The organism is Streptomyces huiliensis, from assembly GCF_020037025.1.
Classification (GTDB): Bacteria; Actinomycetota; Actinomycetes; order Streptomycetales; family Streptomycetaceae; genus Streptomyces; species Streptomyces huiliensis.
Window position 1 is genome coordinate 1 of sequence record NZ_JAIQLH010000119.1, and the last position, 25,178, is coordinate 25,178.

Sequence of the window (25,178 nt, forward strand, 5' to 3'; positions counted from 1 at the left end):
GGCCCGGACGGACGGCGGCAGCGGCGGTGGCGGCAGCGGCGCCGAGGGCGGCCGGGTCCGGGGCGCCGCCGCCGGCCTCGCTCATCCGGCGGCTCCCGGCTCGGCGTCGGCGGCGTCGGTGTCGGTGTCGGTGTCGGCGGCGTCCTTCTCGTCGTCCGCCCCCACGTACACCCGCGGCACCCGCTGCGTGATCCGCGTGATGACCTCGTAGCCGATGGTGCCGGTCGCCCGTCCCCAGTCCTCCGCGGTGGGCTCGCCCCGGTCGCCGGGGCCGAAGAGGACGGCCTCGTCGCCGGGCTCGGCCGTGTCGTCGCCCAGGTCCACCACGAACTGGTCCATGGCGACCCGCCCCGCGATCCGCCGCCGCCTGCCGCCGATCAGCACCTCGCCGGTGCCGGACGCGGCGCGCGGGATGCCGTCCGCGTAGCCGAGGGGGACGAGGGCGAGGGTCGTCTCACCGGGGGTCGTGTAGTGGTGCCCGTACGACACGCCCAGCCCGCCGGGGACCCGCTTCACCGACGCCAGGGAGGCGGTCAGGGTCATCACGGGGCGCAGTCCGAAGTCCGCCGGGGTGCCGACCTCCGGGCTCGGGGATATCCCGTAGACGGCCACCCCGGTGCGCACCAGGTCGAAGTGGGCCTCGGGGAGGGTCAGGGTCGCGGGCGAGTTGGCGATGTGCCGCACCTCGGGGTCGAGGCCCTGGGCCTCCGCGTACGCCGCCGCGTCCCGGAAGACGTCCAGCTGGGCCCGGATGGACGGGTGCCCCGGCTCGTCCGCGCACGCGAAGTGCGACCAGATGCCGGTGACGCGGAGGGCGCCGCCGGCCTCCGCGTCGCGGGCCGCGGCGACCAGCTTCTCCCACTCGCCGGGGGTGCAGCCGTTGCGGCCGAGACCCGTGTCGATCTTGAGCTGGATCCTGGCCGGACGGCCGGCCGCGCGGACCGCCGCCAGCACCTCCTCCAGGGCCCACAGCCCGCTCACCGTGATGTCGACGTCCGCCTCGACGGCCTCCCGGAACGGCCCGCCCGGCGTCCACAGCCAGCACAGCAGCGGGCCTCTGTCGCCCGCCGCGCGCAGCGCCAGCGCCTCGGAGGGCAGGGCCGCACCGATCCAGGCCGCCCCCGCCCGGCGGGCCTCCCGCGCACAGGGCACCATGCCGTGCCCGTACGCGTTCGCCTTGACCACTGCCATCAGCTGCGCCTTGGGGGCAAGGGCCCGCAGAACGCGCACATTGGCCCGCAGCGCGGCCAGATCGACCACGGCACGGGCGCGCATCGGTGTCTCGTTCATCCCGGCCAGTGTCTCAGGCCCCGGCCCCGACGGGCGCGGTCCGGGGGCCGGAGGTGTGGAGCCGGGGGTACGGGACCGGGCGGCGGACACCGCTTCACGGCAGGAGGGCGGGGGTACGGGGACGGCCGCCGGGGGCCCACCAGAACCGCTCCCTAAGGGACCCGCCGGACCCCACCTCGAAGGGGTCCGCCAGGACCGACCCGCAGGAACGCCCCTCAGGGCCACCCCATCCCCGTAAGGGTCACCGATCGCAAAGGCGGGCCACCGATCACCTCGTAAGGGCCACCGATCCCCCACCCGCATGCCCCACCCCCATGCCGCCCCTCCCCGCCCCCAGGGACACTGGACGGCATGAGAACCGGCTTCCGCGTGGACACCGTAAGGGCCGCCGAGCATGCGCTCATGGCCGAACTCCCCGAGGGCGCTCTCATGCAGCGCGCCGCCGCCGGCCTCGCCGCCGCGTGCGCGGGGCTGCTGGGCCGGGTGTCAGGGGCACGCATCGCGCTCCTGGTCGGCAGCGGGGACAACGGGGGCGACGCCCTGTACGCCGGCGCCCGGCTCGCACGCCGCGGAGCCGGCGTGACCGCCGTGCTCCTCACGCCGGAGCGCGCGCACCAGGGCGGCGTACGGGCACTCCTGGCCGCCGGAGGGCGTACGCGGGACGCGGGCCCCGCGGGCATACGCGCCGTCGAGCGGGCCGACCTCGTCATGGACGGCATCGTGGGCATCGGCGGCAAGGGCGGCCTCCGCCCCGACGCGCTCCCGCTGGTCCGCGCGGCCGAGGGCGCCCTCGTCGTCGCCGTCGACCTGCCCAGCGGCGTCGACGCGGACACCGGCGAGGTGCGTGGCGACGCGGTGCGGGCCGACGCGACCGTCACCTTCGGCACGTACAAGCCCGGCCTGCTCGTCGATCCGGCGCGCGAGCACGCGGGGGCGCTGCGCCTGGTCGACATCGGCCTCGGCCCGCACCTGCCCGCCGTCCCGGACGTCGAGGCGCTCCAGCACGCGGACGTCGCCCGGCTGCTGCCGCGCCCCGCCGCGGAGAGCGACAAGTACCGGCGGGGTGTCGTCGGCGTCGTCGCCGGGTCGGCCCGCTACCCCGGCGCGGCGGTCATGTGCGTCGCGGGCGCGCTGCACGGCGGCGCGGGGGCGGTGCGCTACGCCGGCCCGGCGGCGGACGCGGTGATCGCCCGCTTCCCGGAGACCCTGGTCTCCTCCGGCCGGCCCGCCGACGCCGGACGCGTCCAGGCGTGGATCGTCGGCCCGGGCCTGGGCGACGGGACGGAGGCCCGCCGGGCCCTCGACGACGTGCTGTCCTCCGACGTCCCGGTCCTGGTGGACGCGGACGGCCTGCACCTCCTCTCCCCCGGCACCGTCCGCGCCCGCCGCGCCCCGACCGTCCTCACCCCGCACGCGGGCGAGGCGGCGGCGCTGCTCGGCACGGCCCGCGAGGAGGTCGAGGGCGCGCGCCTCGCCGCCGTCCGCGCGCTGGCCGAGCGGTACGGCGCGACGGCGCTCCTCAAGGGCTCCACCACCGTCGTCGCCGCCCCGGGCGGCGGCCCGGTCCGGGTCAACCCCACCGGCACCCCCTGGCTCGCCACCGCCGGCAGCGGCGACGTCCTCAGCGGCCTCACCGGCTCCCTCCTCGCCGCCGGCCTCCCCGGCCCCGACGCGGCCGCGGCCGGCGCGTACCTCCACGGCCTCGCGGCGCGCGCCCTGGGCGAGGCCCCGATCACCGCGATGGGCGTGGCGGAGGCGCTGCGGGGGGCGTGGGAGGACGTGGTGACAGGCTGAGGCGAGAACGTCGGCACAGGGCCCTCGTCCGTCCCGCTGAGAGGCCGAACGCCGTTTACGGACTGGCGCCTTGGCCGCGTGAACCAGAAGCGGCACGGATAGACTGGGCCCGTGAGCCTTGACGAGATTTACCGGCATTTGCGCGAGTACCGGGACGAGCTCGTGCCGCCACCGGGATTCGCCCAGCCGGAGATCAGCGGTGGGCAGATCATCATGATGATGAGCCCGTCCCGGGCCCACGACCTCAACGCCCTGCGCATCCGGCGTCAACTTGACGCCCAGCTCACCGGCGATCTGGTCGCCGTGAATCTGGGAGACGTCGAGGACGTGTCCCTCGGCAAGCTCCGGCGCCCGGATGTGCTTGTCGTCCCGGAGTCCGCCTTCGACGCGGACAGTAGCGCAGAGGACTCACGGGGCATCGACCCCCACGTCGCCCGGCTCGTCGTGGAAATCGTCTCCCCCACCAACCCGGAGAACGACTACGAGGGCAAGCTGCGCGACTACCCCGCCATGGGCGTGCCCCACTATCTGATCGTCGATCCTCGCCGAGCCGTCTGCGTCCACCACTGGCACATCGGTTCCCGTGACGGCGTGCCCGTCTACGAGGGCACGGCTCCCTACGCCTTCGGCGACGACATCACCATCGGCGAATGGACTCTCGACACGAGCGAACTGCGCCGGTACCGGCCGGGTGCCTAGCAGCCGGCTCGCCCCTCCGGAGGGACCTCATGCCCGACGCCCGAAGGGACCCCATGCCCGACGTCCACCTCCCCGTTCCCGCCGCGACGCGCGACCGCCTCGCGGCGGCCGCCGCCGCGGAGGGCCTGCCGCCGCGGGCGTACCTCATGCCCCTGGCCGGCGATCCGGGCCACCCCGCACGAGACACACGAGACGGCGCCCGACCAGACCGAGTCCGGCAGGCACGCCCGGAACGGCTACGACCCGGACCCGGAAAAGGAAGCGCGACTGGACGCGGAGCTCGACCGCCGTATCGCCCGTATCGCCGACGCGTCCGCCACCGGCTCGATTCGGCCGTGACCACCCCGACGCACCCGGTGACACGCACCGACGGCACGCACCGGCGGCACCCCTCACCTCACTCCCCCCGATACGTGAGAAACCGCCCCCGAACCGTCTCCTGATACCCCGTCAGCAAGTGCTCGTTCGCCACCGGCCCCGAGTGCTTGATGTACACCTCCACCCCCCGCAGGTCCCGCAGGAACGCCAGGTCCATGAGCTCGGCCGTGCCCTCGGGGGTGTGCAGGGTGAGGACCTTGAGGCAGGGGTAGGCGGACGGGAGGTGGGAGAGGCCGGTGAGGGAGTCGAGGCCGAGGGAGAGGTGGCGGACGCGGGGCAGGGGCTCGGCGTGCTCCAGGAAGCGCGGGTCCTCGCCCATGATGCTCAGGGTGTGCAGGCCGCGCAGGGTGGCGAGGGCGGCACGGGCGTCCGCCGGGAAGAGGGAGTACTCGAACGAGAGCCGGCGCAGGGCGGGGTGGCCCTCCAGGCGGACCGCCTCCGGCTCCCAGGCGGAGGCCCAGCGGCCGAGGATCAGCTCCTCCAGGCCGGCCGGCAGCCGCAGCCCCGGCAGCTCGCCCTCCGGCTGGAGCCAGTCGAGGTGGAGGGAGCGCAGCCGGGCCATGCCGGGCAGCCGCTCCAGCCCGTCCGGGCGCTCCCGTGACGAGAGCCGGAGACGTTCGAGGGCGCCGCTGGGCACGGCCGCGAGATGGGCGACGCGCCGGGTGTCGGCGATGCGCAGGGACCGCAACGGCGGGGCGTCCCGGAGGAAGCGGAGGTCGATCTCCTCGGGGCTCTCCCTCAGGGACAGGTCCCGCAGTACGGGCGTCACCGCCTCCCGCAGCTCCTCGCTCCGCCACACCCCGCGGCACCACACCTCGGGCCGCCCGCCCAGCCGGGCCAGCTCCCGCAGGTGCGCGACGCTCTTGGCGACGTACGCCAGCCCGTCGTCGTGGGAGAGCCGGCCGATGACGGCGTCGGCGTAGTGCCGAGTGTCGAAGTTGTCCCAGGACCAAGCGAGTTGGGCGCGCACCTGACGGAACGGGTGCCGGGCGTAGCGGGCCAGCAGCGGGATCGCCCGGTCGTCGGCGACCGCCGTCGCGGTGACGACGACCGCGTGCGCCACCTCGTCGCTCAGCCGCTCCCCGTTCGGCCCCTCCGGCCCGGGCAGCAGGTCCAGGACCACCTGCCCCGCCTCCGCCAGCGCCTTCGCCGCCTCGGTGTCGCGCGGCGGCACCAGCTCGGCGGCGGCCCGCTCGACGCGGTCCCGCACGTCCGGGGCGATCTCCGTCGCGTGCTCCAGGCAGGCCGCGGCGAGCAGCCGCAGCCGGTGCCGGTGGTGCTCCTCGCGCTCGCCGCGGTCCAGCAGCATCCGCAGCAGCTCGGCCCGGGCCCGGGGCGGGGCGTGGCCGACGGCCATCCGGAGGACGTCCTCCCACTGGTCGTCGTGGGCGTTGTTGACGAGCAGGTCGAAGTCCCAGTCGTCGACGGCGGCCTGGGCGCCCAGGAAGTCCTGGAAGGTGCGGTGGATGAAGTCCAGCGACTCGGTCGTGGGCTGCCGCAGCAGACCGCTGCGCAGCACGAGGTGGCGGAGGATCTGCTCGGCGCTGCCGCGCGCCGCGACGGCGGGCATGGCGGGCAGCGCCCGCTCCAGGATCTCCACGGCCTTGTGCCACTCGATCTGCGAACGCCCGTTGCGGATCAGCCAGTACGCGATCTTCTGGAGCAGCGCCGGCTGCGCCTGCTCCAGCTCGGGACCCTCCAGCCCCATCGCGATGTCCCGCTCACGGTCGCGCCGGATCAGCAGCAGGTCGAGCGCGGCGCGGTACAACTCCATCCGCCCGTGCGGCAGATAGCCGCGCCGGGACCGGTTGAGGGCGCAGATCAGGGCGCACATCAGCGGGTTGGTGGCCAGCCGGCCGAGGTCGCGCTTGGTGACGACGGCGGCGGCGAGCGCGTCCCGGAAGCCGCGCAGCCGCTCGTCCCGCGTCTGCCCGGCGGCCGTGTGCCAGCGGTCGATGAAGGCGAGGACGTCGCCGCGGCCCATCGGCAGCAGTTCCAGCTCGACGAACCCGGCGTCGGCGAGCCAGCCCTCGCGGACGGCCGACGGCCGCGTGGTGATCATGTAGCGCGCCTCGGGGTACGCGGCGAGCAGGTCCTTCACCCAGGCCAACGTGCGTCTGCGGTCCGCCTCCGGGACCTCGTCCACCCCGTCGATCAGCAGCAGCACCGTGCCCTCGGTGAGCCGGCGCGTCACCCAGCCCCGCGCGGCCGGCAGCCCGGCGAGCGGGCGGGCCGCGGCGGCCAGGAACTCCTCCGGCTGCGGCGGCTCACCGCCGCGGACGAGGTTCCGCAGCGGCAGCAGCAGCGGTAAACAGCCGCTCAAGTGGCCGAGCCCCGGCGGCAGATCGCCGCGCGCGGTGACGGTGGCCAGCCACTGGAGCAGCGTCGTCTTGCCCGATCCCGCCGCGCCGCGCAGCAGCACCCGCCGGTGCCCGGCCAGCGCCTCCTCGGCGCGGCGCGGCGTCGGCTCGGCACGGTCGGGCGGTTCGACGGCCGCGCGCATCCCGAACCCGTCACGGCGCGCGTCCCGCGCCCGGCCGACGAGCTCCAGGCTGAGGTACGCGGTGTCGAGCGGCCACGTCTCGGCCTCGCCGTCGGAGAGGGTCAGCCCGATGATCGTCAGCTCGCCGGACTTCTCGATCACGTACTCGCGGAACCGCCGCTCGAACTCCTCGGTCTCCAGCTGCCTGGGCGTGGCCAGCGACCGGGACTCCGGCTTGTGCCCGGCCAGCAGGCACTCGCTCAGGAACCGGAAGTCCGCCCACAGCGTGGCCGACGGCGTCACGGTCAGCCGCCCGTGCCGCCAGCCCGCCGGGTCCGCGCACACCACGCCGGCGAGCAGCCCGTCCACGAACACGGCCGAGCCGGACATGCCGGCCCACGGCGAACCGCCGTCACCGGGCGGCTCGGGCGCGGCGTACTCGCAGTCCAGGACGTGCCGCCCGCTGAGCAGGTTGCTGCCCGGCTTGAGCGTGCCGAGCAGCTGCTCGGTGTCCAGCTCGCCGTGCCCGTCCCGCTGCACCTGCGGGAATCCGATCGCCTGCGCCCCGGCCCAGGCCCGCAGATCGTACGCCCGCCCCCAGACCAGCGGCTCGAAGCCGGCCGCCACGTCCTCCGGCACGATGTCCCGCTCCGCGACGAGCAGCGCGGCGTCACACCGCCGGCTGTCGTCCCGCGCCCACGCCACCCGGCACACCACCTGCCCCACGCCACCCGGCACGATCACCCGCGGCGCGTCACAGCCGCCGACGACGTGCGCGGCGGTGAGGACGACCCGGGGGGTGAGCAGGTAGCCGCTGCCCTGGGTCTCGCCGAACACCGCGGCGATGCGTTCCTTTGCGGGATGCACGTCCGTCCCTTTCCGCGCTTGCCGCTCTTGAGCGTCAACGCCGACCATACGCGCGGGAGATGGCCTCGGGGCCGCGAACGCGCGGATCGGTGGGGGTGCCCCGGTCCCGCCCCTTCGCCGTTTCCCGGGGGCGAGCCCCCGGACCCCCTGAAACCGCGCTCCGCGCGGTTGTCCTCAAACGCCGGACGGGCTGGATTGTGCCTGAGGTGGCACTTTCAGCCCGTGGGGGTGCCCCTCCGGGGGAGGGACCGGGGCACTACCCCCCGACCACCGCGAACGCCTCCACCTCGATCAACAGATCCGGCCGGAACAAGGCCACGACCTGCACAGCCGAACTCGCCGGCAGGCGCCCCGCGTCCACGAACTCGTCCCGCACCTCCCGGATCACCGGCAGGTGCGCCACGTCCGTCAGGAAGTACGTCAGCTTCACGACGTCGCCGAAGGAAGCCCCCGCCCCGGCCAGACACCGCCGCAGGTTCTCGAACACCTGCCGCGTCTGGGCGCGGATGTCCCCCTCCCCCACCAGCCGCCCGTCTCCGTCGAGGGCGACCTGCCCCGAGATGGCGACCAGCCGGCCGGTCCCGATCACGACGTGGCTGTAGCCGCCGGCGGGGGCGACCCCTTCGGGGGCCGCGAGGTGCGTGAGGTGCGTGGCATCGGTCATGCGCCGCATCCTGCCCGCACGCGCCCCACCCCGCCAGCGCCAAGATCACAACAACAGCGGAAGAATCACGCCTCCGCGATCACCACCGCCGACGCCACCCCCGCGTCATGGCTCAACGACACGTGCCACGACCGCACCCCCAGCAACTCCGCCCGCGCCGCCACCGTCCCGGACACGGTGAGCTCGGGCCGCCCGTGCTCGCCGGTGGTCACCTCCGCGTCCGTCCACAGCAGCCCGGGCGGCGCGCCCAACGCCTTGGCCAAGGCTTCCTTGGCGGCGAACCGCGCGGCCAGGGACGCGATCCCGCGCCGCTCGCCGCTCGGCAGGTACAGCTCGCGCTCGACGAAGAGCCGGCCGGCCATCCCGGGCGTACGCTGCAGCGCCGCGCCGAACCGGTCGATCTCCGCGACGTCGATGCCGACTCCCACGATCATTCGACGGTCACCGACTTCGCGAGGTTGCGCGGCTGGTCGACCTCGTTGCCGCGGGCGGTGGCCAGTTCGCAGGCGAAGACCTGCAGCGGCACGGTCGCGACGAGCGGCTGGAGGAGCACCGGGGTGGCCGGGATCTCGACGAGGTGGTCGGCGTACGGCCGGACCGCCTCGTCGCCGCGCTCGGCGATGACGATCGTCCGGGCGCCCCGGGCCCGGATCTCCTGGATGTTGGAGACGATCTTGTCGTGCAGGACGGACCGCCCGCGCGGCGACGGGACGACGACGACCACCGGCAGGTCGTCCTCGATCAGCGCGATCGGCCCGTGCTTGAGCTCACCGGCCGCGAACCCCTCGGCGTGCATGTAGGCGAGCTCCTTGAGCTTGAGCGCGCCCTCCAGGGCCACCGGGTAGCCGACGTGTCGGCCGAGGAAGAGGACGGTGTTCTTGCCGGCCAGCGAGCGCGCCAGCTCGCGCACCGGCTCCATCGTCTCCAGGACCTCCTCGACCTGCGTCCCGATGCCGTCCAGCTCCCGGATCACGGACTGGATCTCGTCGCCCCACTTCGTCCCGCGCACCTGCCCCAGGTACAGCGCGACCAGGTAGCAGGCGACCAGCTGCGTCAGGAACGCCTTCGTCGACGCGACCGCGACCTCCGGACCGGCGTGCGTGTACAGCACGGCGTCCGACTCCCGCGGGATCGTCGAGCCGTTGGTGTTGCAGATGGCGAGCACCTTCGCGCCCTGCTCGCGCGCGTGCCGCAGCGCCATCAGCGTGTCCATCGTCTCGCCGGACTGCGAGATGGCGATCACCAGCGTGCGCTGGTCGAGGATCGGGTCGCGGTAGCGGAACTCGCTGGCCAGCTCGGTCTCGCAGGGGATGCGGGTCCAGTGCTCGATCGCGTACTTGGCGATCATCCCCGCGTGGTACGCCGTCCCGCACGCGACGATGACGACCTTGTCGACCTCGCGCAGCACGGACGCCGGGATGCGGACCTCGTCCAGCGTCAGCGACCCCGACGCGTCGATGCGGCCCAGCAGCGTGTCGGCGACGGCCTTCGGCTGCTCGGCGATCTCCTTGAGCATGAAGTAGTCGTAGCCGCCCTTCTCGGCGGCGGACGCGTCCCAGTCCACGTGGTACGCCCGGACGTCCGCCGGCGCGCCCTCGAAGTCCGTCACGGTGACCGCGTCCCGGCGCAGTTCGACGACCTGGTCCTGACCGAGCTCGACGGCCTCGCGGGTGTGCGCGATGAACGCGGCGACGTCGGAGGCGAGGAACGCCTCGCCGTCGCCGACGCCCACCACCAGCGGCGAGTTGCGGCGGGCCCCCACGACCACGTCCGGGTCGTCGGCGTGCACCGCGACGAGCGTGAACGCGCCCTCCAGCCGGCGGCAGACCTGCCGCATGGCCTCGGCGAGGTCGCCGCAGGACGAGAACGACTCGGAGAGCAGGTGCGAGACGACCTCGGTATCCGTCTCGGAGGCCAGCGCGTGCCCGCGCTCGGCGAGCTCGGCGCGGAGGGCGGCGAAGTTCTCGATGATGCCGTTGTGGACGACGGCGACCCGCCCGGGGTTGTCGAGGTGCGGGTGGGCGTTGACGTCGGTGGGGCCGCCGTGGGTGGCCCAGCGGGTGTGGCCGATGCCGGTGGTGCCGGAGGGCAGCGGCCGGTCGGCGAGCTCCTTCTCCAGGTTGGCGAGCTTGCCCGCCTTCTTGGCCGCGGCCAGCCCGCCGTCGGCGAGCACGGCGACCCCGGCCGAGTCGTAGCCGCGGTACTCCAGCCGGCGCAGCCCGGCCAACACGACGTCGAGGGCGGACCGCCCTCCCACATAACCCACGATTCCGCACATGGAGTGCAGCGTACGGCCCCGGTGTCACCCCTCGCCGGGCAATCCGCTCAGGGTCGGTCAACGCCCGCGCTCGATGCGGTCGATGGCCTCCTGTACCAGCTCCAGGTACTCGACCTCCTCGCAGCGCGGCTTGCTGCCGAAGTGGTACTGGTCGAGGCAGTCCCCCAGGTCCTGGCCGAGGTCCTCGTCGGGCAGGTCGTCGCAGAGCTCGGCCCGCACCCGGTCGGCGAAGGCGTCACCCGCGTCGTGCGTCCCGGCGTGCGCCCCGGGGTGTACGCCGGACGCGCCGGCGCGGGGGCGCGTGACGCGGTGGAAGGTCTTGCGGATGAGCCGGAGAACGAGCCGGAGAACGAACACGGGGGTCCCTCGCAGGATGCCGGGGCGGCCGAAGGGTGGGACCGTATTCCTGACCCGCGAGTAGGTACAGGGCCCGCGCCGGATCTTCACTCCCCCGCGCCGCCGGGTCCCCTACGGGTACCCCGCAGGCCCCAGAAGATCCCCGAACTTTCCGCCTGACACCCCACTGGCGCCCCGCTCGTCCCCCGAACCCCACACCCCGCAGTGATCGCCCCGCGCCTCCCGCGCACAATGGGCCCCGTGCCGACCACCCCAGAGCAGCCGCAGCAACGACGCCGCACGGCTCCCTCCTCCGCACACCAGTCGTCGCTCTTCGTCGACCTGACCCGTGCCGAGTGGAGCGCGCTGCGCGAGAACACGCCCCTCCCCCTCACCGCGGAGGAGGTCGAGCGCCTGCGCGGGCTCGGCGACGTCGTCGACCTGGACGAGGTCCGCGACGTCTACCTGCCGCTCTCCCGGCTGCTCAACCTCTACGTGGGCGCCAGCGGCAGCCTGCGCGGCGCGCTGAACACCTTCCTCGGCGAGAAGGGCGCCCAGCGCGGCACACCGTTCGTCATCGGCGTCGCCGGCAGCGTCGCGGTCGGCAAGTCGACCACGGCCCGGCTGCTGCGCGCCCTGCTGGCCCGCTGGCCCGAGCACCCGCGCGTCGAGCTCGTGACCACGGACGGCTTCCTGCTCCCCAACGCGGAGCTCCAGCGCCGCGGCCTGATGTCCCGTAAGGGCTTCCCGGAGTCGTACGACCGCCGGGCCCTGACGCGTTTCGTGGCGGACGTGAAGGCGGGGAAGGACGAGGTGTCCGCCCCCGTCTACTCCCACCTGATCTACGACATCGTCCCCGACGAGCGGCTCACCGTGCACCGCCCGGACATCCTGATCATCGAGGGCCTCAACGTCCTCCAGCCCGCCCTGCCCGGCCGCGACGGCCGCACCCGGGTCGGGCTCGCGGACTTCTTCGACTTCAGCATCTACGTGGACGCGCGGGCCGAGGACATCGAGCGCTGGTACTACTCACGCTTCAAGAAGCTCCGCGAGACGGCCTTCCAGGACCCCGACTCGTTCTTCCGCCGCTACACCCAGGTCTCGGAGGAGGAGGCGCTGGCCTTCGCCCGCCGCAACTGGCGGACCATCAACAAGCCCAACCTCCTGGAGAACGTCGCCCCCACCCGCGGCCGCTCCAGCCTCATCCTCCGCAAGGGCCCCGACCACAAGGTCCAACGCCTCTCGCTGCGCAAGCTCTGACCCCGGGACGCCCCCATGCTGCACGTACGGATGCTCACCCCCGCCGACCGCACGGAGGAGGTCGTCGCCCTCGTCGAGGGCGTCACCGGAACGACCCACCTCGCCGTCCTCGCCGGCGCCGCCCGCGACCCGCGCGGCGACGTCGTCCTCTGCGACGTGGCCCGGGAGGCCGCCGACGAACTCCTGGAGGTGCTGCGCACGGCCGGCGTCCCCGAGTGGGGCGCCGTCACGGTCGACGACGTGGGCCTGACGCTCTCGCGGCGGGCCGACGCCGCGGAGGAGGCGGCCCCCGGCGAGGGCGCGGACGCGATCGTGTGGGAGTCGCTGGTCGAGGAGACCCACGAGGAGTCCACGCTGACCTTCACCTTCCTCGCGTTCCTCACCCTGGCCACCATGCTCGCCGCCTGCGGCGTGATCATCGACAGCGCCATCCTCATCGTCGGCGCGATGGCGGTGGGCCCGGAGTTCGGCCCGCTGGCCGGGCTGTGCACGGCGATCGTGCGCCGCGCGCCGCGGCTGGCCCGGCAGTCGCTCGCGGCGCTGCTGGTGGGCTTCCCGGTGGCGATGGCGGTCACCGGCGGCTTCAGCCTGCTGATGGACTGGCTGGGCCTCTTCCACGAGGCGCGGTTCCTCGCGGCCCGCCCGCAGACCGCGTTCATCTGGCAGCCGGACGCCTTCTCGTTCATCGTCGCGTTCCTGGCCGGCGCCGCCGGCGTCCTCTCCCTGACCTCCGCCAAGTCGGGCGCCCTCATCGGCGTGGCCATCTCCGTCACCACCGTCCCGGCCGCCGCCAACGCGGCCGTGGCCCTCTCCTACGGCAACTGGACGGAAACCCGCGGCTCGGCGGTCCAGCTGGGCCTGAACCTGCTGGGGATCGTGGCGGCGGGGACGCTGACGCTGCTGGGCCAGAGATGGTTCTGGTCCCGCAGACGATCCAGCCCGTCCGGCGTTTGAGGACACGCGGCGCAGCCGCTTTCGGGGTCTGGGGGCTTGCCCCCGGGAAACGGCGAAGGGGCGGGACAGGGGCACCCCCCCACCCCGCCCCCGGCGGCACCCGAACCGCGCCCTACCCGAGCGCGGACTTCACCACATCGGCGAGCCGCTGGGCGACAGCCCGAGCCTGCTCGATATCGGCGGCCTCCACCATCACCCGCACCAGCGGCTCGGTCCCGGAAGACCGCAGCAGCACCCGCCCGGTAGCCCCGAGCTCCCGCTCCGCATCCGCGACAGCCTCGGCAAGCTCCTGCGAGGACCCGACCCGGGACTTGTCGACGTCCCGGACGTTGATGAGCACCTGCGGCAGCCGCTCCATGACCCCGGCCAGCTCCCGCAGCGGCCGCCCCGAAGCCGCGACCCGAGCGGCCAGCATCAGCCCGGTCAGCGTGCCGTCACCGGTCGTCGCGTGGTCGAGGACGATGACGTGCCCGGACTGCTCGCCGCCGAGGGCGAAGCCGTTGGCCTTCATCTCCTCCAGGACGTAGCGGTCGCCGACCGAGGTCTGGACGAGCTCGACGCCCTCCCGCTCCATGGCGAGCTTGAAGCCCAGGTTGGACATGACGGTGGCGACGACGGTGTTCTTCCGCAGCGAGCCCGCCTCGCGCATCGCGAGCGCGAGGACGGCGAGGATCTGGTCCCCGTCGACCTCGGCGCCGGTGGCGTCCACGGCGAGGCACCGGTCGGCGTCACCGTCATGGGCCACACCAAGATCCGCGCCGTGCTCGACGACCGCGGCCCGCAGCTTGTCCAGGTGCGTGGAGCCGCACTCGTGGTTGATGTTGAGCCCGTCGGGGTCGGTGCCGATGGTGACGACCTCGGCGCCGGCCCGCGAGAACGCCTCGGGCGAGACGCGGGAGGCCGCGCCGTGCGCGCCGTCGATGACGACCTTGAGGCCGTCGAGGCGGTTGGGGAGGACGCCGATCAGGTGGGCGACGTAGTTGTCGAAGCCCTGGTCGTAGTCGCGGACGCGGCCGACGCCGGCGCCGGTGGGCCGGTCCCAGGGCTCGCCGGTGGCGTGCGCCCGGTACGTCCGCTCGATCCGGTCCTCCAGCTCGTCGGCGAGCTTGTGGCCGCCGCGGGCGAAGAACTTGATCCCGTTGTCGGGCATCGCGTTGTGGCTGGCGGAGAGCATGACGCCCAGGTCGGCGCCGAGCGCGCCGGTCAGGTACGCGACGGCGGGCGTCGGCAGCACGCCGACCCGCAGCACGTCCACGCCCGCGCTGGCCAGCCCGGCCACCACGGCGGCCTCCAGGAACTCCCCGGACGCCCGCGGGTCGCGGCCCACCACCGCCACCGGGCGATGGCCTTCGAACGTCCCCGCCTCGGCGAGCACGTGCGCCGCGGCGACCGACAGGCCGAGCGCGAGCTCGGCCGTCAGATCGGCGTTGGCGACGCCGCGCACACCGTCCGTACCGAAGAGTCGTCCCACTGGTGTCCTCCGAAAAACGCGGGAGAGCGGGGCCCCGGAGGGAGCCCCTTGTACTTGAGCCTTGTACTTGAGGTGTCGAGCCCTGGGCCAAAGCGTTGCCGCCAGGTGACCGAAGTCTCCCAGGTATACGGGGTACCCGCCCCGGGTGGCCCGTACGAGTGACCCGTGACCCGTACGGGTGACGCGAACCGGCAGGCGCTGCATAGCCGAACGCCCCGGCAGCACGGATCGTGCCGCCGGGGCGTTCGAGCAGAAGCAGCGAACCGCCGGATTAGCGCTTGCTGTACTGCGGAGCCTTGCGGGCCTTCTTGAGACCGGCCTTCTTGCGCTCGACCGCACGGTCGTCGCGCTTCAGGAAGCCGGCCTTCTTCAGCGCGCCGCGGTTGTTGTCGACGTCGGCCTCGTTGAGGGCACGGGCCACGCCGAGGCGCAGGGCGCCGGCCTGGCCGGAGACGCCGCCACCCGAGATGCGGGCAATGACGTCGTAACGGTCGTCGAGCTCGAGCACCTTGAAGGGCTCGTTGACTTCCTGCTGGTGCACCTTGTTGGGGAAGTAGTCCTCAAGGGTGCGACCGTTGATCTTCCACTTGCCGGAGCCCGGAACGATCCGGACACGGGCGATGGCGTTCTTGCGACGGCCCAGGCCGGCGGCCGGCTGCGGGTCGCCGAAGCGGCTCGCGAGGGACTCGGAGGTGTACTCCGACTCCACGACCTCGGTCTCGGTGGTGTACTCCTCGACGCCCTCGACCGGCATCTCGGCGGTGGTCTCAGCCACGATTCTCCTCAGACTTTCTGGTTCGGCGGTGGCCGGGACTTAGCCCTGCTTGACCTGGGTGATCTCGAACGGCTGCGGCTGCTGGGCGGCGTGCGGGTGCTGGTCGCCCGAGTAGACCTTCAGCTTCGAGAGCATCTGACGGCCGAGGGAGTTCTTGGGCAGCATGCCCTTGATCGCCTTCTCGACGGCCTTCTCGGGGTTCTTGTCGAGCAGCTCGTCGTAGCGGACGGAGCGCAGACCACCCGGGAAGCCAGAGTGGCGGTACGCCATCTTCTGGGTCTTCTTGTTGCCGGACAGGTGGACCTTGTCGGCGTTGATGATGACGACGAAGTCACCCATGTCCATGTGCGGGGCGTACACGGGCTTGTGCTTGCCGCGCAGCAGGGAGGCGGCCTGGGAGGCCAGACGGCCCAGGACGACGTCCTGCGCGTCGATGATGTGCCACTGGCGCTGGACATCGCCGGGCTTGGGGCTGAACGTACGCACGGTCGTAGCCTTCGCTTCTTCAGTGAGTGTGGGTCCTGACACGGTCCGCATGAACGATCACGCGGGCTTGGCCGCACGCCGGGGACGCAACCCGTGTGCCGGCCGCCGGCGATCGACCTGGCGGACAAGCGTAAGGGCCCCTCGCGTGAGAACGACCAAGCCAATACGCATAACGAACTCGTAGAGTACCGGGCGCCCACCCACGGGGTCAAAACACATGGTCCCACCGGCGGCGGATCCCAGGCCCCCCACGGGCCTCACCGCACCCGCGCGACCCGCTTCTCGTCCCACACCGGCTCCGAGGCTTCCCGCACCCGGCCATCCGCCCCGAAGACCAGAAAACGATCGAACGCACGCGCGAACCAGCGGTCGTGCGTGACGGCGAGCACCGTCCCCTCGTACGCCTCGAGCCCCTGCTGCAACGCCTCCGCGCTCTCCAGGTCCAGGTTGTCCGTCGGCTCGTCCAGCAGCAGCGCCGTGGTGCCCGCGAGCTCCAGCAGCAGGATCTGGAAGCGGGCCTGCTGCCCGCCGGAGAGCCGCTCGAAGAGCTGGTCCCCTTGCCGGTCGAGCTCGTAGCGGCGCAGCGCGGACATCGCGCCGCCGCGGTCCTTGGCGTGCTCCGTCCACAGGATGTCGACGAGCGTGCGGCCCAGCAGCTCCGGGTGCGCGTGCGTCTGCGCGAAGTGGCCGGGGACGACGCGGGCGCCCAGCTTCCACTGCCCGGTGTGCGCGACGTCCTCCCCCGCCAGCAGCCGCAGGAAGTGCGACTTCCCCGACCCGTTCGACCCGAGGACGGCGACCCGCTCCCCGTAGAAGACCTCCAGGTCGAACGGCTTCATCAGGCCGGTCAGCTCCAGCCCCGCGCAGGTCACGGCCCGTACGCCGGTCCGGCCGCCGCGCAGCCGCATCCGGATGTCCTGCTCGCGCGGCGGCTCGGGCGGCGGGCCCGCCTCCTCGAACTTGCGCAGCCGGGTCTGGGCGGCGGCGTAGCGGGAGGCCAGCTCGTGGCTGACCGTGGCGGCCTGCCGCAGCGAGAGCACCAGCTTCTTCAGCTGGGCGTGCTTCTCGTCCCACCGCCTGCGCAGCTCCTCGAAGCGGGCGAAGCGCTCCTTGCGGGCCTCGTGGTACGTGGCGAAGCCGCCGCCGTGCACCCAGACGTCGCTGCCCGCCGGACCCGGCTCGACGCTGATGATCTTCTCGGCGGAGCGCGCGAGCAGCTCACGGTCGTGCGAGACGAAGAGAACCGTCTTCTTCGTCTCCCGCAGCCGCTCCTCCAGCCAGCGCTTGCCGGGGACGTCGAGGTAGTTGTCCGGCTCGTCCAGCAGCAACACCTCGTCGGTGCCGCGCAGCAGCGACTCCAGCACCAGACGCTTCTGCTCGCCGCCGGAGAGGGTGCGCACCTGGCGCCACTGGGCCTGCTCGTAGGGCACGCCGAGCGCGGCCATGGTGCACATGTCCCACGTGGTCTCGGCCTCGTAGCCACGCGCCTCGGCCCAGTCGGACAGGGCCTGCGCGTACGCCATCTGCGCGGCCTCGTCGTCGACCGTCATGATCGCGTGCTCGGCCGCGTCGACGGCCGCGGCGGCCTCCCGGATCCGCGGCGGCGCCACCGAGACCAGCAGGTCGCGCACGGTCCGCTCGTCCCGGACGGACCCCACGAACTGCGGCATCACCCCGAGCCCGCCCCCGACGCCGACCGTCCCGCCGTGCGGCTGGAGGTCCCCGGCGATCAGCCGCAGCAGCGTCGTCTTCCCAGCACCGTTGGCACCGACCAGCGCCACGGCGGCCCCTTCACCGACCCGGAAGGACACGTCCCCCAGCAGCGGCCGGCCATCCGGCAGGTAGTACTCGACGTGCGCGACCTCGACATGCCCCATAGCGCGCATTGTGTCGGCTTTCCGGGACGCCACCAACCGGTTTACCCGGCGGGCGCCCGGTCTACGATGCGCCCCATGAGCTTTGGGCAGGGGGAGCCGGGCGGTGGGACGCCGGACTGGGCGGCGCTCGCCGAGGACACGGCGGCGCGCGACCGCCGGCGGAAGCTGCTGATGATCGGCGGCGGGGTACTGGCGGCCGGCGGGGTGGCGGCGATCGTGGCCACCGCGATCGTGCGGTCGGACGGCGACGGCGGGAGCGGCGGGGGCGGCCGGAAGGCCGCCGGGGCCTCCACGGCGCCGAGCACCCCCGGGACGCCCGAACCCACCTTCGCCCCGGTCGCCCCGCCCGCCCCTCAGGACCCGCGGGCCTTCATCTCCAGCGCGGAGAAGGACAAGGCCCCGCTGACCACCGGAACGCTGTTCCCGGACGCGAAGACCGTCCTCTCCGGCCGGACGTACGAGCGGACCGCCACCTCGGCCACCACCGACTGCGCCTCCGCCACCCAGGGCGCCCTCGGGTCCGTCCTGTCGTCCCACGGCTGCCGCCAGGTGCTGCGCGCCACGTACCTACGCGACGGGGTGGCCGTCACCGTCGGCGTCGCCGTCTTCGACACCAAGGCCGCCGCAGACAAGGCCAAGGCCCAGTCGGCGGGCAACATCGCCGCGCTCCCCGGCGACGGCGCCCCCGCCTTCTGCCGGGCCACGGCCTGCCGGCTGACCGCCAACGCGGAGGGGCGGTACGCCTACTTCACGGTGGCGGGTCACGCCGACAACCGGCCGGTGAGCGACTCCGACACGACGGCGCTCGGCGCGGGCCGCGACATCTCGACGTACGCCTTCGGGCGCATCCTCGCCCGGGGCCGGGCGGCGGCTGCCGCGGCGGCGGCGTCCTCGGTCACGCACTGACGGCTGCCGTCGGGTGGGGTTGCCCCGGTCCCGCCCCTTCGCCGATTCCTGGGGCCGCGCCCCAGACCCCGCTTGTCGCGGCTTCGCCGCTCGTCCTCAAACTCCCCCAGAGGGGGCACCCCCAACGGGCTGGATGGTGCCGTCTCGGGCGCGCACTTCAGCCCGTCCGGCGATTGAGGACAACCGCGCGGAGCGCGGTTCTGGGGGTGCGGGGGGGCAGCCCCTGCAAGAAACGGCGAAAGGGCGGGACCGGGGCACCCCTACCCGGCGGCCCCTACCCCTCGTCCCCCTGCGGCAGCACGCCCGGCGAACCCCCCTTGCCGTCCCCGCCGTCCGCACGGGCCGCCTCCACCCGCCGCACCTGAGCGACAACCAACCGCTCAGGAATCTCCGCCCGCGCAGGATCCCCAAGACTGGTCGCGAAGAACATGGAAAGCACCTCCCCCGACCGCACCACAGTGATCAGCGTCGGCGCCTCCTCCACCGCGTTGGCGAGCCGGTAGGCCACCGCCTCGTCCCCCAGCCGCGGCGCCGCCGCCGTCTCGACCGCGTCGAACACCTGCCGCTCGCCCTCACCGGTCCGCATCGCGAAGCCGCCCGCGCAGGCGGCCGCCGCGTCGCGCAACCCGTCGAGGGTGGCCGCCGCCTCGCCGGGCCGGTACTCGGCGATCCGGACGGTGCCGAGCAGGCCCTCGTCGGGGCCGTCCTGCTCGCCCGCGAACGTGCTGACCACCGAGCCCAGCGGCTGCGGCTGCGGGCGGGAGCCCAGCGCCGTTGCCAGGGGCCGGCAGTCGGCGCTGTCGGCGGTGGGCGTGCCGCGGCCGGCCGCGCCCGGCGGCGCCTGCTCGATCACCAGCCCGGGGACCTCGTCCTTCGCCAGTTCGACACCGCGGAGCCGTTCCGTCCGCCGGTCGTCGCCGCTCACCGCCGGCCCCTCGGTCTCCTCCGGCTCGCCGGGCTCCCCGGGGGCCGGGGCCGGGCCCCGGCCGCGCGCGTCCGCGGCCCCCACCGTGCGCTTCCCGTCGCCCTCGTGCCCGGCTCCGCCCCCCGCGCAGCCGACCACCGGCACCAGCATTCCCACCGTCACGACCGCACACAGCGCGGCCGCCGCTCTCGCCTTCACGCACCCCACCCTTCCAGTCACCCGGGGCCCGCGGCCGTCACGCCACACCGGCGTCTCTCGCAGCCCCCGCGTCCCGCCCCGCACTCCGGCCGCCGGTGGTCCCTCCGGCGTCCGTTCCCCCTGCGGAACGACACGATCACGTCGAGCCTCCAGAATGAGCGGACGGCGCCACGATTGACGCACGGAGACGTCACAGCGCGAGCACGAAATGCGAACGCGCGTACGAAAACCAACCCGGGCAGTCACCCCGCGCGCCCTCGGTTCACCCCCGGCACGGCCCCCGCCCACCACCGCCCGAGGCGTGACAGAGGCCACAATGTAGGCTGCCCAGGCAACCGATCCCCCTGTCGGCGGTCTCATCCGGTACAGGCCGGTCGTCCACGACCGGTCAGGCAGGGGACGGACCCCGAGTACCCAGGCCAGGGGGAAGGACGGACGCGGCGCCGGCAGAGGCGTGCCGCGCACACACCGCCATGAAGATCTCTTTCCTGTTGCAGAACGCGTACGGCATCGGCGGCACCATCCGCTCCACGTTCAACGTCGCCAGTGCGCTCGCCGCCCGGCACGACGTGGAGATCGTGTCGATCCTGCGGACCGGCAAGGTCCCCAGGCTGCCGCTCCACCCCAAGGTCAAGCTGGTCAACCTGATCGACACCCGTGAGGACCACGGGGCCGACCGCGACGACCCGCTTCTGTCGCAGGACAGCGCCTACATCCCGCCCAAGGAGGCGAAGGGCGCCCACTTCAGCGCCCTCACCGACCGCCGGGTGGCCGACCACCTCGCCGAGACGGACGCCGACGTCGTCGTCGCCACCCGCCCCGGCCTGGTGATGTACCTGGCCGGCTTCGGCCAGGACCGCTACCTGAAGATCGGCCAGGAGCACCGGATCTACGGCACCCACGAGCCGAACATCCGCGCCGCCCAGGACCGCGCCATCCCGCACCTGGACGCCCACACCACCGTCTCCGAGGCGGACGCCCGCACCCACCGCGAGCAGTTCCCCGACGTCAAGACGAAGATCATCTGCATCCCCAACGGCTGCCCGCCCTCCGAGGTCGAGCCCGCCGACCCGGCCACCAAGCTCGTCGTCGCCGCCGGCCGCCTCATCCCGGTCAAGCGCTACGACCTGCTGGTCGCCGCCTGGGCCACCGTGCACGCCAAGCGCCCCGACTGGAACCTGCGGATCTACGGCCGCGGCCCCGAACTGGCCAAGCTCCGCGCCCAGATCGAGCGTCTGGACCTCACGGAAACGATCACTCTCATGGGCGCCCACTCGCCCATCGAGACCGAGTGGGCCAAGGGCTCCATCGCCGCCGTCACCTCCCGCGAGGAGTCGTTCGGCATGACGATCGTGGAGGCCATGAACTGCGGCGTCCCCGTCGTCGCCACCGACTGCCCGCACGGCCCCGGCGAGATCATCAGCGACGGCAAGGACGGCCTCCTCGTCCCCGTCGGCGACAGCGAGGGCATCGCCAAGGGCCTGCTCAAGCTCATCGAGGACGACGAGCTGCGCCGCGTCATGGGCGCCGCCGCCAAGGTGTCCGCCCAGCGCTACGCCCCCGAGCAGATCGCCGACGCCTACGAGGCCCTGATCCGCAGCCTCGGCGTCGACACCTCGGCGAAGCCGGCCGCCGGCCAGGCCGCCGCGGACAAGACCGCCCCGCTCGGGCAGAGCCTGCGCCGCACCGTCGGGAAGATCATCCGCCCGCTGCGCGCCCGCCCGGTCGCCCAGCCGGCCCGCAAACCGGTCTCCGAGGCGCTGAAGGAGATAGTCCGCCGCCCGCTGAAGGCCACGGCCTCCACCCGCGTCGACGCCGACGGCAACATCGTCGTCTCCGTCGACGGCAAGGGCCTGGCCGGCGACGACCTCTCGCTGACCGTCACCCGCCGCAAGGAGGGCAAGCCGATCAGCGTCCCCCTCGCCACCCCCGCCACTCCGGACGCGCCCTACACCGCCGTCCTGGACCGCTCCACGCTGCGGCTGGGCGAGGGCCGCTGGGACCTGCACGTCGTCCGCGACGAGGACAAGGCCCGCCGCCGCGTCGTCTCCCACCTGGCCGAGGGCAAGAACCTGCTCGGCCTGGAGCCGCTGCCCGGCGCCCCGTTCACCTGGATGATCGCCTACCCGACGGTCGACGGGTACCTGGCCCTGCGCGCCTGGCACCGCCCCGCGCACGCCGAGGCGCTGTCGATCCGTCAGACGGAGACGTCGATCACGGTCCAGGGCCGGCTCTACGGCACCGCGTTCACCGAGGACACCAAGCCGTTCGTCATCGGCACCCCGCGCACGGAGTCCGCGGCCGACATCTCGGCCGAGGTCACCGTCCTGGACCAGACGTCCTTCCGCTTCACCCTGCGCACCTCCCAGCTCAAGGCGGCCCGCGGCGACGAGGGCGCGATCTGGGACCTGGCGCTGCGGCTGGCGGGCGACGCCGAGCCGGTGCGGATCGGCCGGATCGTCGGCGACATCGTCGACCGCAACAAGACCGACATCTACCCGACGGTCGGCGGCGTCCGCCCGTACCTCACCGTCAACAGCGACCTGGCAGTCAACTGCCCGGCCGCCGAGACGAAGTGACGATTTAAAAGCAGCGACGGACTAGCAGCAACCGTCGGAACGACCGGGGAGCGTGCGCTTGTTGCGCGCTTCCCGGTTGCGGGCCGCGAGCTCGGAGTCGGCCGGGTAGCCGACCTCCTCCAGCGTCAGCCCGTGCGGCTTCACCACGTGCACCGCCGAGTCCCGCACCCCGGCCGCCAGCACCTTCCCCGGCCAGTCCACCGGCCGGTGCCCGTCGCCGACGAACAGCAGCGCGCCGACGAGCGACCGCACCATGTTGTGGCAGAACGCGTCGGCCTTCACGGTCGCGGTGATCACCCCGTCCGCGTCCCGCTCCCAGTCCAGCCGCTGGAGCGTACGGATCGTCGTGGCGCCCTCGCGCTTCTTGCAGTACGCGGCGAAGTCGTGCTCGCCGACGAGGCGTTCGGCCGCCGCGTTCATCGCGTCGACGTCCAGCGGCCAGTCGTGCCACAGCACGTGCCCGCGCAGCAGCGGGTCCACACCGGCCGGGTGGTCCACGACCCGGTACGCGTACCGGCGCCAGATCGCGGAGAACCGCGCGTTGAATCCGGCGGGCGCCTCCGCCACGCGCCACACCCGCACGTCGTGCGGCAGCCGGCCGGCCAGCCGGCGCAGCAGCTTGTCCTCGTGCTCGGCCCACACCTCGACGGGCAGGTCCACGTGGGCGACCTGGCCGCGGGCGTGCACCCCGGCGTCCGTCCGGCCGGCGACCGTCAGCTCGTACGTCACCTTGGACCGCGTCACGGTCCGGATGGCGTCCTCAAGCTCACCCTGCACCGTCCGCTGGCCCTCGCGCTGCTTGGCCCAGCCGGAGAACCCCTTGCCGTCGTACGACAGGTCCAGCCGCACCCGGACGAAACCGGGCTCCACCTCGTCACTCACCGAGTGCTCCCTCTCAGAATGCGGGACGGGCCCGCCCCCCGAAAGGGGCGGGCCCGTCACTGACACGTCAGACGCGTCAGGCGTCCTTCGACTCCTCGGCCGGAGCCTCGGCGGCGGCCTCGGACTCCTTGACCGCACGCTTGGTGGCGGCCTCGGCCTCGGCGACGGTCGCCTTCTTGGCGATCTCGCCCTCGACCAGCTCGATCACGGCCATGGGAGCGTTGTCGCCACGGCGGTTACCGATCTTGGTGATGCGGGTGTAGCCACCCGGACGCTCGGCGTAGCGCGGAGCGATCTCGGTGAAGAGGGTGTGGACGATGCCCTTGTCGGTGATCGTCTGCAGCACCTGGCGACGGTTGTGGATGTCGCCCTTCTTCGCCTTGGTGATCAGGCGCTCCGCCACCGGACGCAGGCGACGGGCCTTGGCCTCGGTGGTGGTGATGCGGCCGTGCTCGAAGAGCGAGCGGGCGAGGTTCGCCAGCATCAGCTTCTCGTGCGCGGCACCGCCGCCCAGACGGGCACCCTTGGTGGGACGCGGCATGGTGTTTCTCCTTGGTGTCTGCCCCGGCCGTATCAGGTACCGGAGTCAGTATCCGAGCGGGCGGTCGCCCGTCGGAGATCCGAGCCTCTTTCGGGGCCCGGAAGGGCCCGCGCCCCGAGGGGCGCGGGGAACTGCGCGACCAGCCGAAGCCGGCCGGCAGCCGAAATCAGGCCGTGAGGCCCGAGCTCAGTACTGCTCGGTCTCGACGAAACCCGCGTCCGCGTCGTCGTCGGCGCCAAAAGCGTCGGCGGCCGCGGTCGGGTCGAAGCCGGGAGGCGAGTCCTTCAGCGCGAGGCCCATACCGGCCAGCTTCGCCTTGACCTCGTCGATCGACTTCGCACCGAAGTTGCGGATGTCGAGCAGGTCGGCCTCGGAGCGGGCGACGAGCTCACCCACGGAGTGGATGCCCTCGCGCTTGAGGCAGTTGTACGACCGAACGGTGAGCTCCAGCTCCTCGATCGGCAGCGCCAGGTCGGCGGCCAGGGCGGCGTCCGTCGGGGACGGGCCCATGTCGATGCCCTCAGCGTCGATGTTCAGCTCGCGGGCGAGACCGAACAGCTCGACCAGGGTCTTGCCGGCGGACGCCATGGCGTCGCGCGGGCGCATGGCCTGCTTGGTCTCGACGTCGACGATCAGCTTGTCGAAGTCGGTGCGCTGCTCGACTCGGGTCGCCTCGACCTTGTAGGTGACCTTGAGGACCGGCGAGTAGATGGAGTCGACCGGGATCCGGCCGATCTCCTGGCCCACCTGCTTGTTCTGGACGGCGGAGACGTAGCCGCGACCGCGCTCGACGGTCAGCTCCATCTCCAGCTTGCCCTTGGCGTTCAGCGTCGCCAGGACCAGGTCGGGGTTGTGCACCTCGACGCCGGCCGGCGGGGCGATGTCCGCGGCGGTGACCAGGCCGGGGCCCTGCTTGCGCAGGTACATCACGACCGGCTCGTCGTGCTCCGAGGAGACGACCAGCTGCTTGATGTTGAGGATGAGGTCGGTGACGTCCTCCTTGACACCCGGCACGGTGGTGAACTCGTGCAGGACGCCGTCGATGCGGATGGACGTGACCGCCGCACCCGGGATCGAGGAGAGGAGCGTACGACGCAGGGAGTTGCCGAGGGTGTAGCCGAAGCCCGGCTCCAGCGGCTCGATCACGAACCGCGAGCGGAACTCGTCGACGACCTCTTCGGTCAGCGAGGGACGCTGAGCGATCAGCATGCGATGAATCCTTCAGTCATGGACACCCACTATTTGATGTCCTGAGGTACTGCAAGGGTACGGGCGGCACGGCCCCGAGGAGCCGTACCGCCCGAACGCCGTCTCAAGCGGCGCGATGACACCAGGGTCCGAAGACCCCAGGATCAGACGCGGCGACGCTTGGGGGGACGGCAGCCGTACTGCGACACCCGGGGGGATAACCCCCGGACCCCCAGCCGGCGCCCGTCCGTCCCGGCCGCGACGTCAGACGCGGCGACGCTTGGGGGGACGGCAGCCGTTGTGCGGGGTCGGGGTGACGTCCTGGATGGAGCCCACCTCGAGACCGGT

Annotated in this window: 21 protein-coding genes; 6 read left to right on the top strand and 15 right to left on the bottom strand. The window is 73.2% G+C overall.

The window, feature by feature from the left end:
* Positions 1 to 81 precede the first annotated feature (81 nt).
* On the bottom strand, positions 82 to 1,290 hold the full coding sequence (gene alr, locus JNW98_RS20930) for an alanine racemase (RefSeq protein WP_223769807.1): 1,209 nt from the start codon (positions 1,288 to 1,290) through the stop codon (positions 82 to 84).
* A 351-nt stretch (positions 1,291 to 1,641) separates the two neighbouring features.
* Here alr and JNW98_RS20935 point away from each other — a divergent pair, with 351 nt between their 5' ends.
* Positions 1,642 to 3,084 (top strand): NAD(P)H-hydrate dehydratase, encoded by a 1,443-nt coding sequence (locus JNW98_RS20935; RefSeq protein ID WP_223769808.1) that lies wholly within the window; start codon positions 1,642 to 1,644, stop codon positions 3,082 to 3,084.
* Positions 3,085 to 3,195: 111 nt separating this feature from the next.
* Positions 3,196 to 3,783 carry a Uma2 family endonuclease gene (locus JNW98_RS20940; protein WP_223769809.1) on the top strand — a complete coding sequence of 196 codons (588 nt, stop codon included), beginning with the start codon at positions 3,196 to 3,198 and terminating at the stop codon, positions 3,781 to 3,783.
* A 397-nt stretch (positions 3,784 to 4,180) separates the two neighbouring features.
* Here the strand turns inward: JNW98_RS20940 and JNW98_RS20945 are convergent, their stop codons facing one another.
* The 5 genes from JNW98_RS20945 to JNW98_RS36665 form a co-directional block, all read right to left on the bottom strand.
* Positions 4,181 to 7,510 carry a serine protease gene (locus JNW98_RS20945; RefSeq protein WP_223769810.1) on the bottom strand — a complete coding sequence of 1,110 codons (3,330 nt, stop codon included), beginning with the start codon at positions 7,508 to 7,510 and terminating at the stop codon, positions 4,181 to 4,183.
* Between the two features lie 256 nt (positions 7,511 to 7,766).
* Complete coding sequence (locus JNW98_RS20950) at positions 7,767 to 8,183, bottom strand: RidA family protein (protein WP_372459294.1); 417 nt, start codon at positions 8,181 to 8,183, stop codon at positions 7,767 to 7,769.
* Between the two features lie 56 nt (positions 8,184 to 8,239).
* Entirely contained in the window at positions 8,240 to 8,608 is a 369-nt protein-coding gene (locus tag JNW98_RS20955) for a holo-ACP synthase (RefSeq protein ID WP_223769812.1), read from the bottom strand.
* The gene (gene glmS, locus JNW98_RS20960; RefSeq protein ID WP_223769813.1) at positions 8,605 to 10,452 is read right to left on the bottom strand and encodes a glutamine--fructose-6-phosphate transaminase (isomerizing); all 1,848 of its coding nucleotides are present in this window, start codon (positions 10,450 to 10,452) and stop codon (positions 8,605 to 8,607) included. Before glmS ends, JNW98_RS20955 begins: the two co-directional genes overlap by 4 nt.
* Positions 10,453 to 10,509: 57 nt before the next feature.
* Complete coding sequence (locus tag JNW98_RS36665) at positions 10,510 to 10,809, bottom strand: hypothetical protein (protein WP_223769814.1); 300 nt, start codon at positions 10,807 to 10,809, stop codon at positions 10,510 to 10,512.
* 231 nt (positions 10,810 to 11,040) lie between these two features.
* Here JNW98_RS36665 and coaA point away from each other — a divergent pair, with 231 nt between their 5' ends.
* Positions 11,041 to 12,048: a type I pantothenate kinase gene (gene coaA / locus JNW98_RS20970; RefSeq protein WP_263421035.1), complete on the top strand. Its 1,008-nt coding sequence runs from the start codon at positions 11,041 to 11,043 to the stop codon at positions 12,046 to 12,048.
* Positions 12,049 to 12,063: 15 nt separating this feature from the next.
* Complete coding sequence (locus tag JNW98_RS20975) at positions 12,064 to 13,002, top strand: DUF389 domain-containing protein (protein WP_223769816.1); 939 nt, start codon at positions 12,064 to 12,066, stop codon at positions 13,000 to 13,002.
* 112 nt (positions 13,003 to 13,114) lie between these two features.
* On the opposite strand, the gene glmM is transcribed toward JNW98_RS20975, so the two are convergent.
* From glmM to JNW98_RS20995, 4 genes are all read right to left on the bottom strand, one after another.
* Positions 13,115 to 14,473, bottom strand: a complete 1,359-nt coding sequence (gene glmM, locus JNW98_RS20980) for a phosphoglucosamine mutase (RefSeq protein ID WP_223769817.1) — start codon at positions 14,471 to 14,473, stop codon at positions 13,115 to 13,117.
* A gap of 271 nt (positions 14,474 to 14,744) precedes the next feature.
* Complete coding sequence (gene rpsI / locus JNW98_RS20985) at positions 14,745 to 15,248, bottom strand: 30S ribosomal protein S9 (RefSeq protein ID WP_223769818.1); 504 nt, start codon at positions 15,246 to 15,248, stop codon at positions 14,745 to 14,747.
* Positions 15,249 to 15,287: 39 nt separating this feature from the next.
* Complete coding sequence (rplM, locus tag JNW98_RS20990) at positions 15,288 to 15,734, bottom strand: 50S ribosomal protein L13 (RefSeq protein WP_004951311.1); 447 nt, start codon at positions 15,732 to 15,734, stop codon at positions 15,288 to 15,290.
* Positions 15,735 to 15,991: 257 nt separating this feature from the next.
* Positions 15,992 to 17,611 carry an ATP-binding cassette domain-containing protein gene (locus JNW98_RS20995; RefSeq protein ID WP_223769819.1) on the bottom strand — a complete coding sequence of 540 codons (1,620 nt, stop codon included), beginning with the start codon at positions 17,609 to 17,611 and terminating at the stop codon, positions 15,992 to 15,994.
* 75 nt (positions 17,612 to 17,686) lie between these two features.
* Between JNW98_RS20995 and JNW98_RS21000 the strand changes: the two genes are divergently transcribed.
* On the top strand, positions 17,687 to 18,517 hold the full coding sequence (locus JNW98_RS21000; RefSeq protein WP_223769820.1) for a hypothetical protein: 831 nt from the start codon (positions 17,687 to 17,689) through the stop codon (positions 18,515 to 18,517).
* Positions 18,518 to 18,791: 274 nt separating this feature from the next.
* Here the strand turns inward: JNW98_RS21000 and JNW98_RS21005 are convergent, their stop codons facing one another.
* Positions 18,792 to 19,640, bottom strand: coding sequence for a hypothetical protein (locus JNW98_RS21005; protein WP_223769821.1), 849 nt, complete (start codon positions 19,638 to 19,640; stop codon positions 18,792 to 18,794).
* A 473-nt stretch (positions 19,641 to 20,113) separates the two neighbouring features.
* Here JNW98_RS21005 and JNW98_RS21010 point away from each other — a divergent pair, with 473 nt between their 5' ends.
* Complete coding sequence (locus tag JNW98_RS21010) at positions 20,114 to 22,219, top strand: glycosyltransferase family 4 protein (protein WP_223769822.1); 2,106 nt, start codon at positions 20,114 to 20,116, stop codon at positions 22,217 to 22,219.
* A 21-nt stretch (positions 22,220 to 22,240) separates the two neighbouring features.
* Here JNW98_RS21010 and truA read toward each other — a convergent pair whose 3' ends face one another.
* The 4 genes from truA to rpsK all read right to left on the bottom strand — a co-directional run.
* A complete protein-coding gene (truA, locus tag JNW98_RS21015) occupies positions 22,241 to 23,101 on the bottom strand; it encodes a tRNA pseudouridine(38-40) synthase TruA (RefSeq protein ID WP_223769823.1) in 861 nt (286 codons plus the stop codon).
* A gap of 76 nt (positions 23,102 to 23,177) precedes the next feature.
* Positions 23,178 to 23,642 (bottom strand): 50S ribosomal protein L17, encoded by a 465-nt coding sequence (rplQ, locus tag JNW98_RS21020; RefSeq protein WP_223769824.1) that lies wholly within the window; start codon positions 23,640 to 23,642, stop codon positions 23,178 to 23,180.
* Between the two features lie 186 nt (positions 23,643 to 23,828).
* Complete coding sequence (locus JNW98_RS21025) at positions 23,829 to 24,851, bottom strand: DNA-directed RNA polymerase subunit alpha (RefSeq protein WP_004946635.1); 1,023 nt, start codon at positions 24,849 to 24,851, stop codon at positions 23,829 to 23,831.
* Between the two features lie 243 nt (positions 24,852 to 25,094).
* Positions 25,095 to 25,178: 30S ribosomal protein S11 (gene rpsK, locus JNW98_RS21030; RefSeq protein ID WP_223769825.1), on the bottom strand; the 84-nt coding region annotated here is incomplete at its 5' end.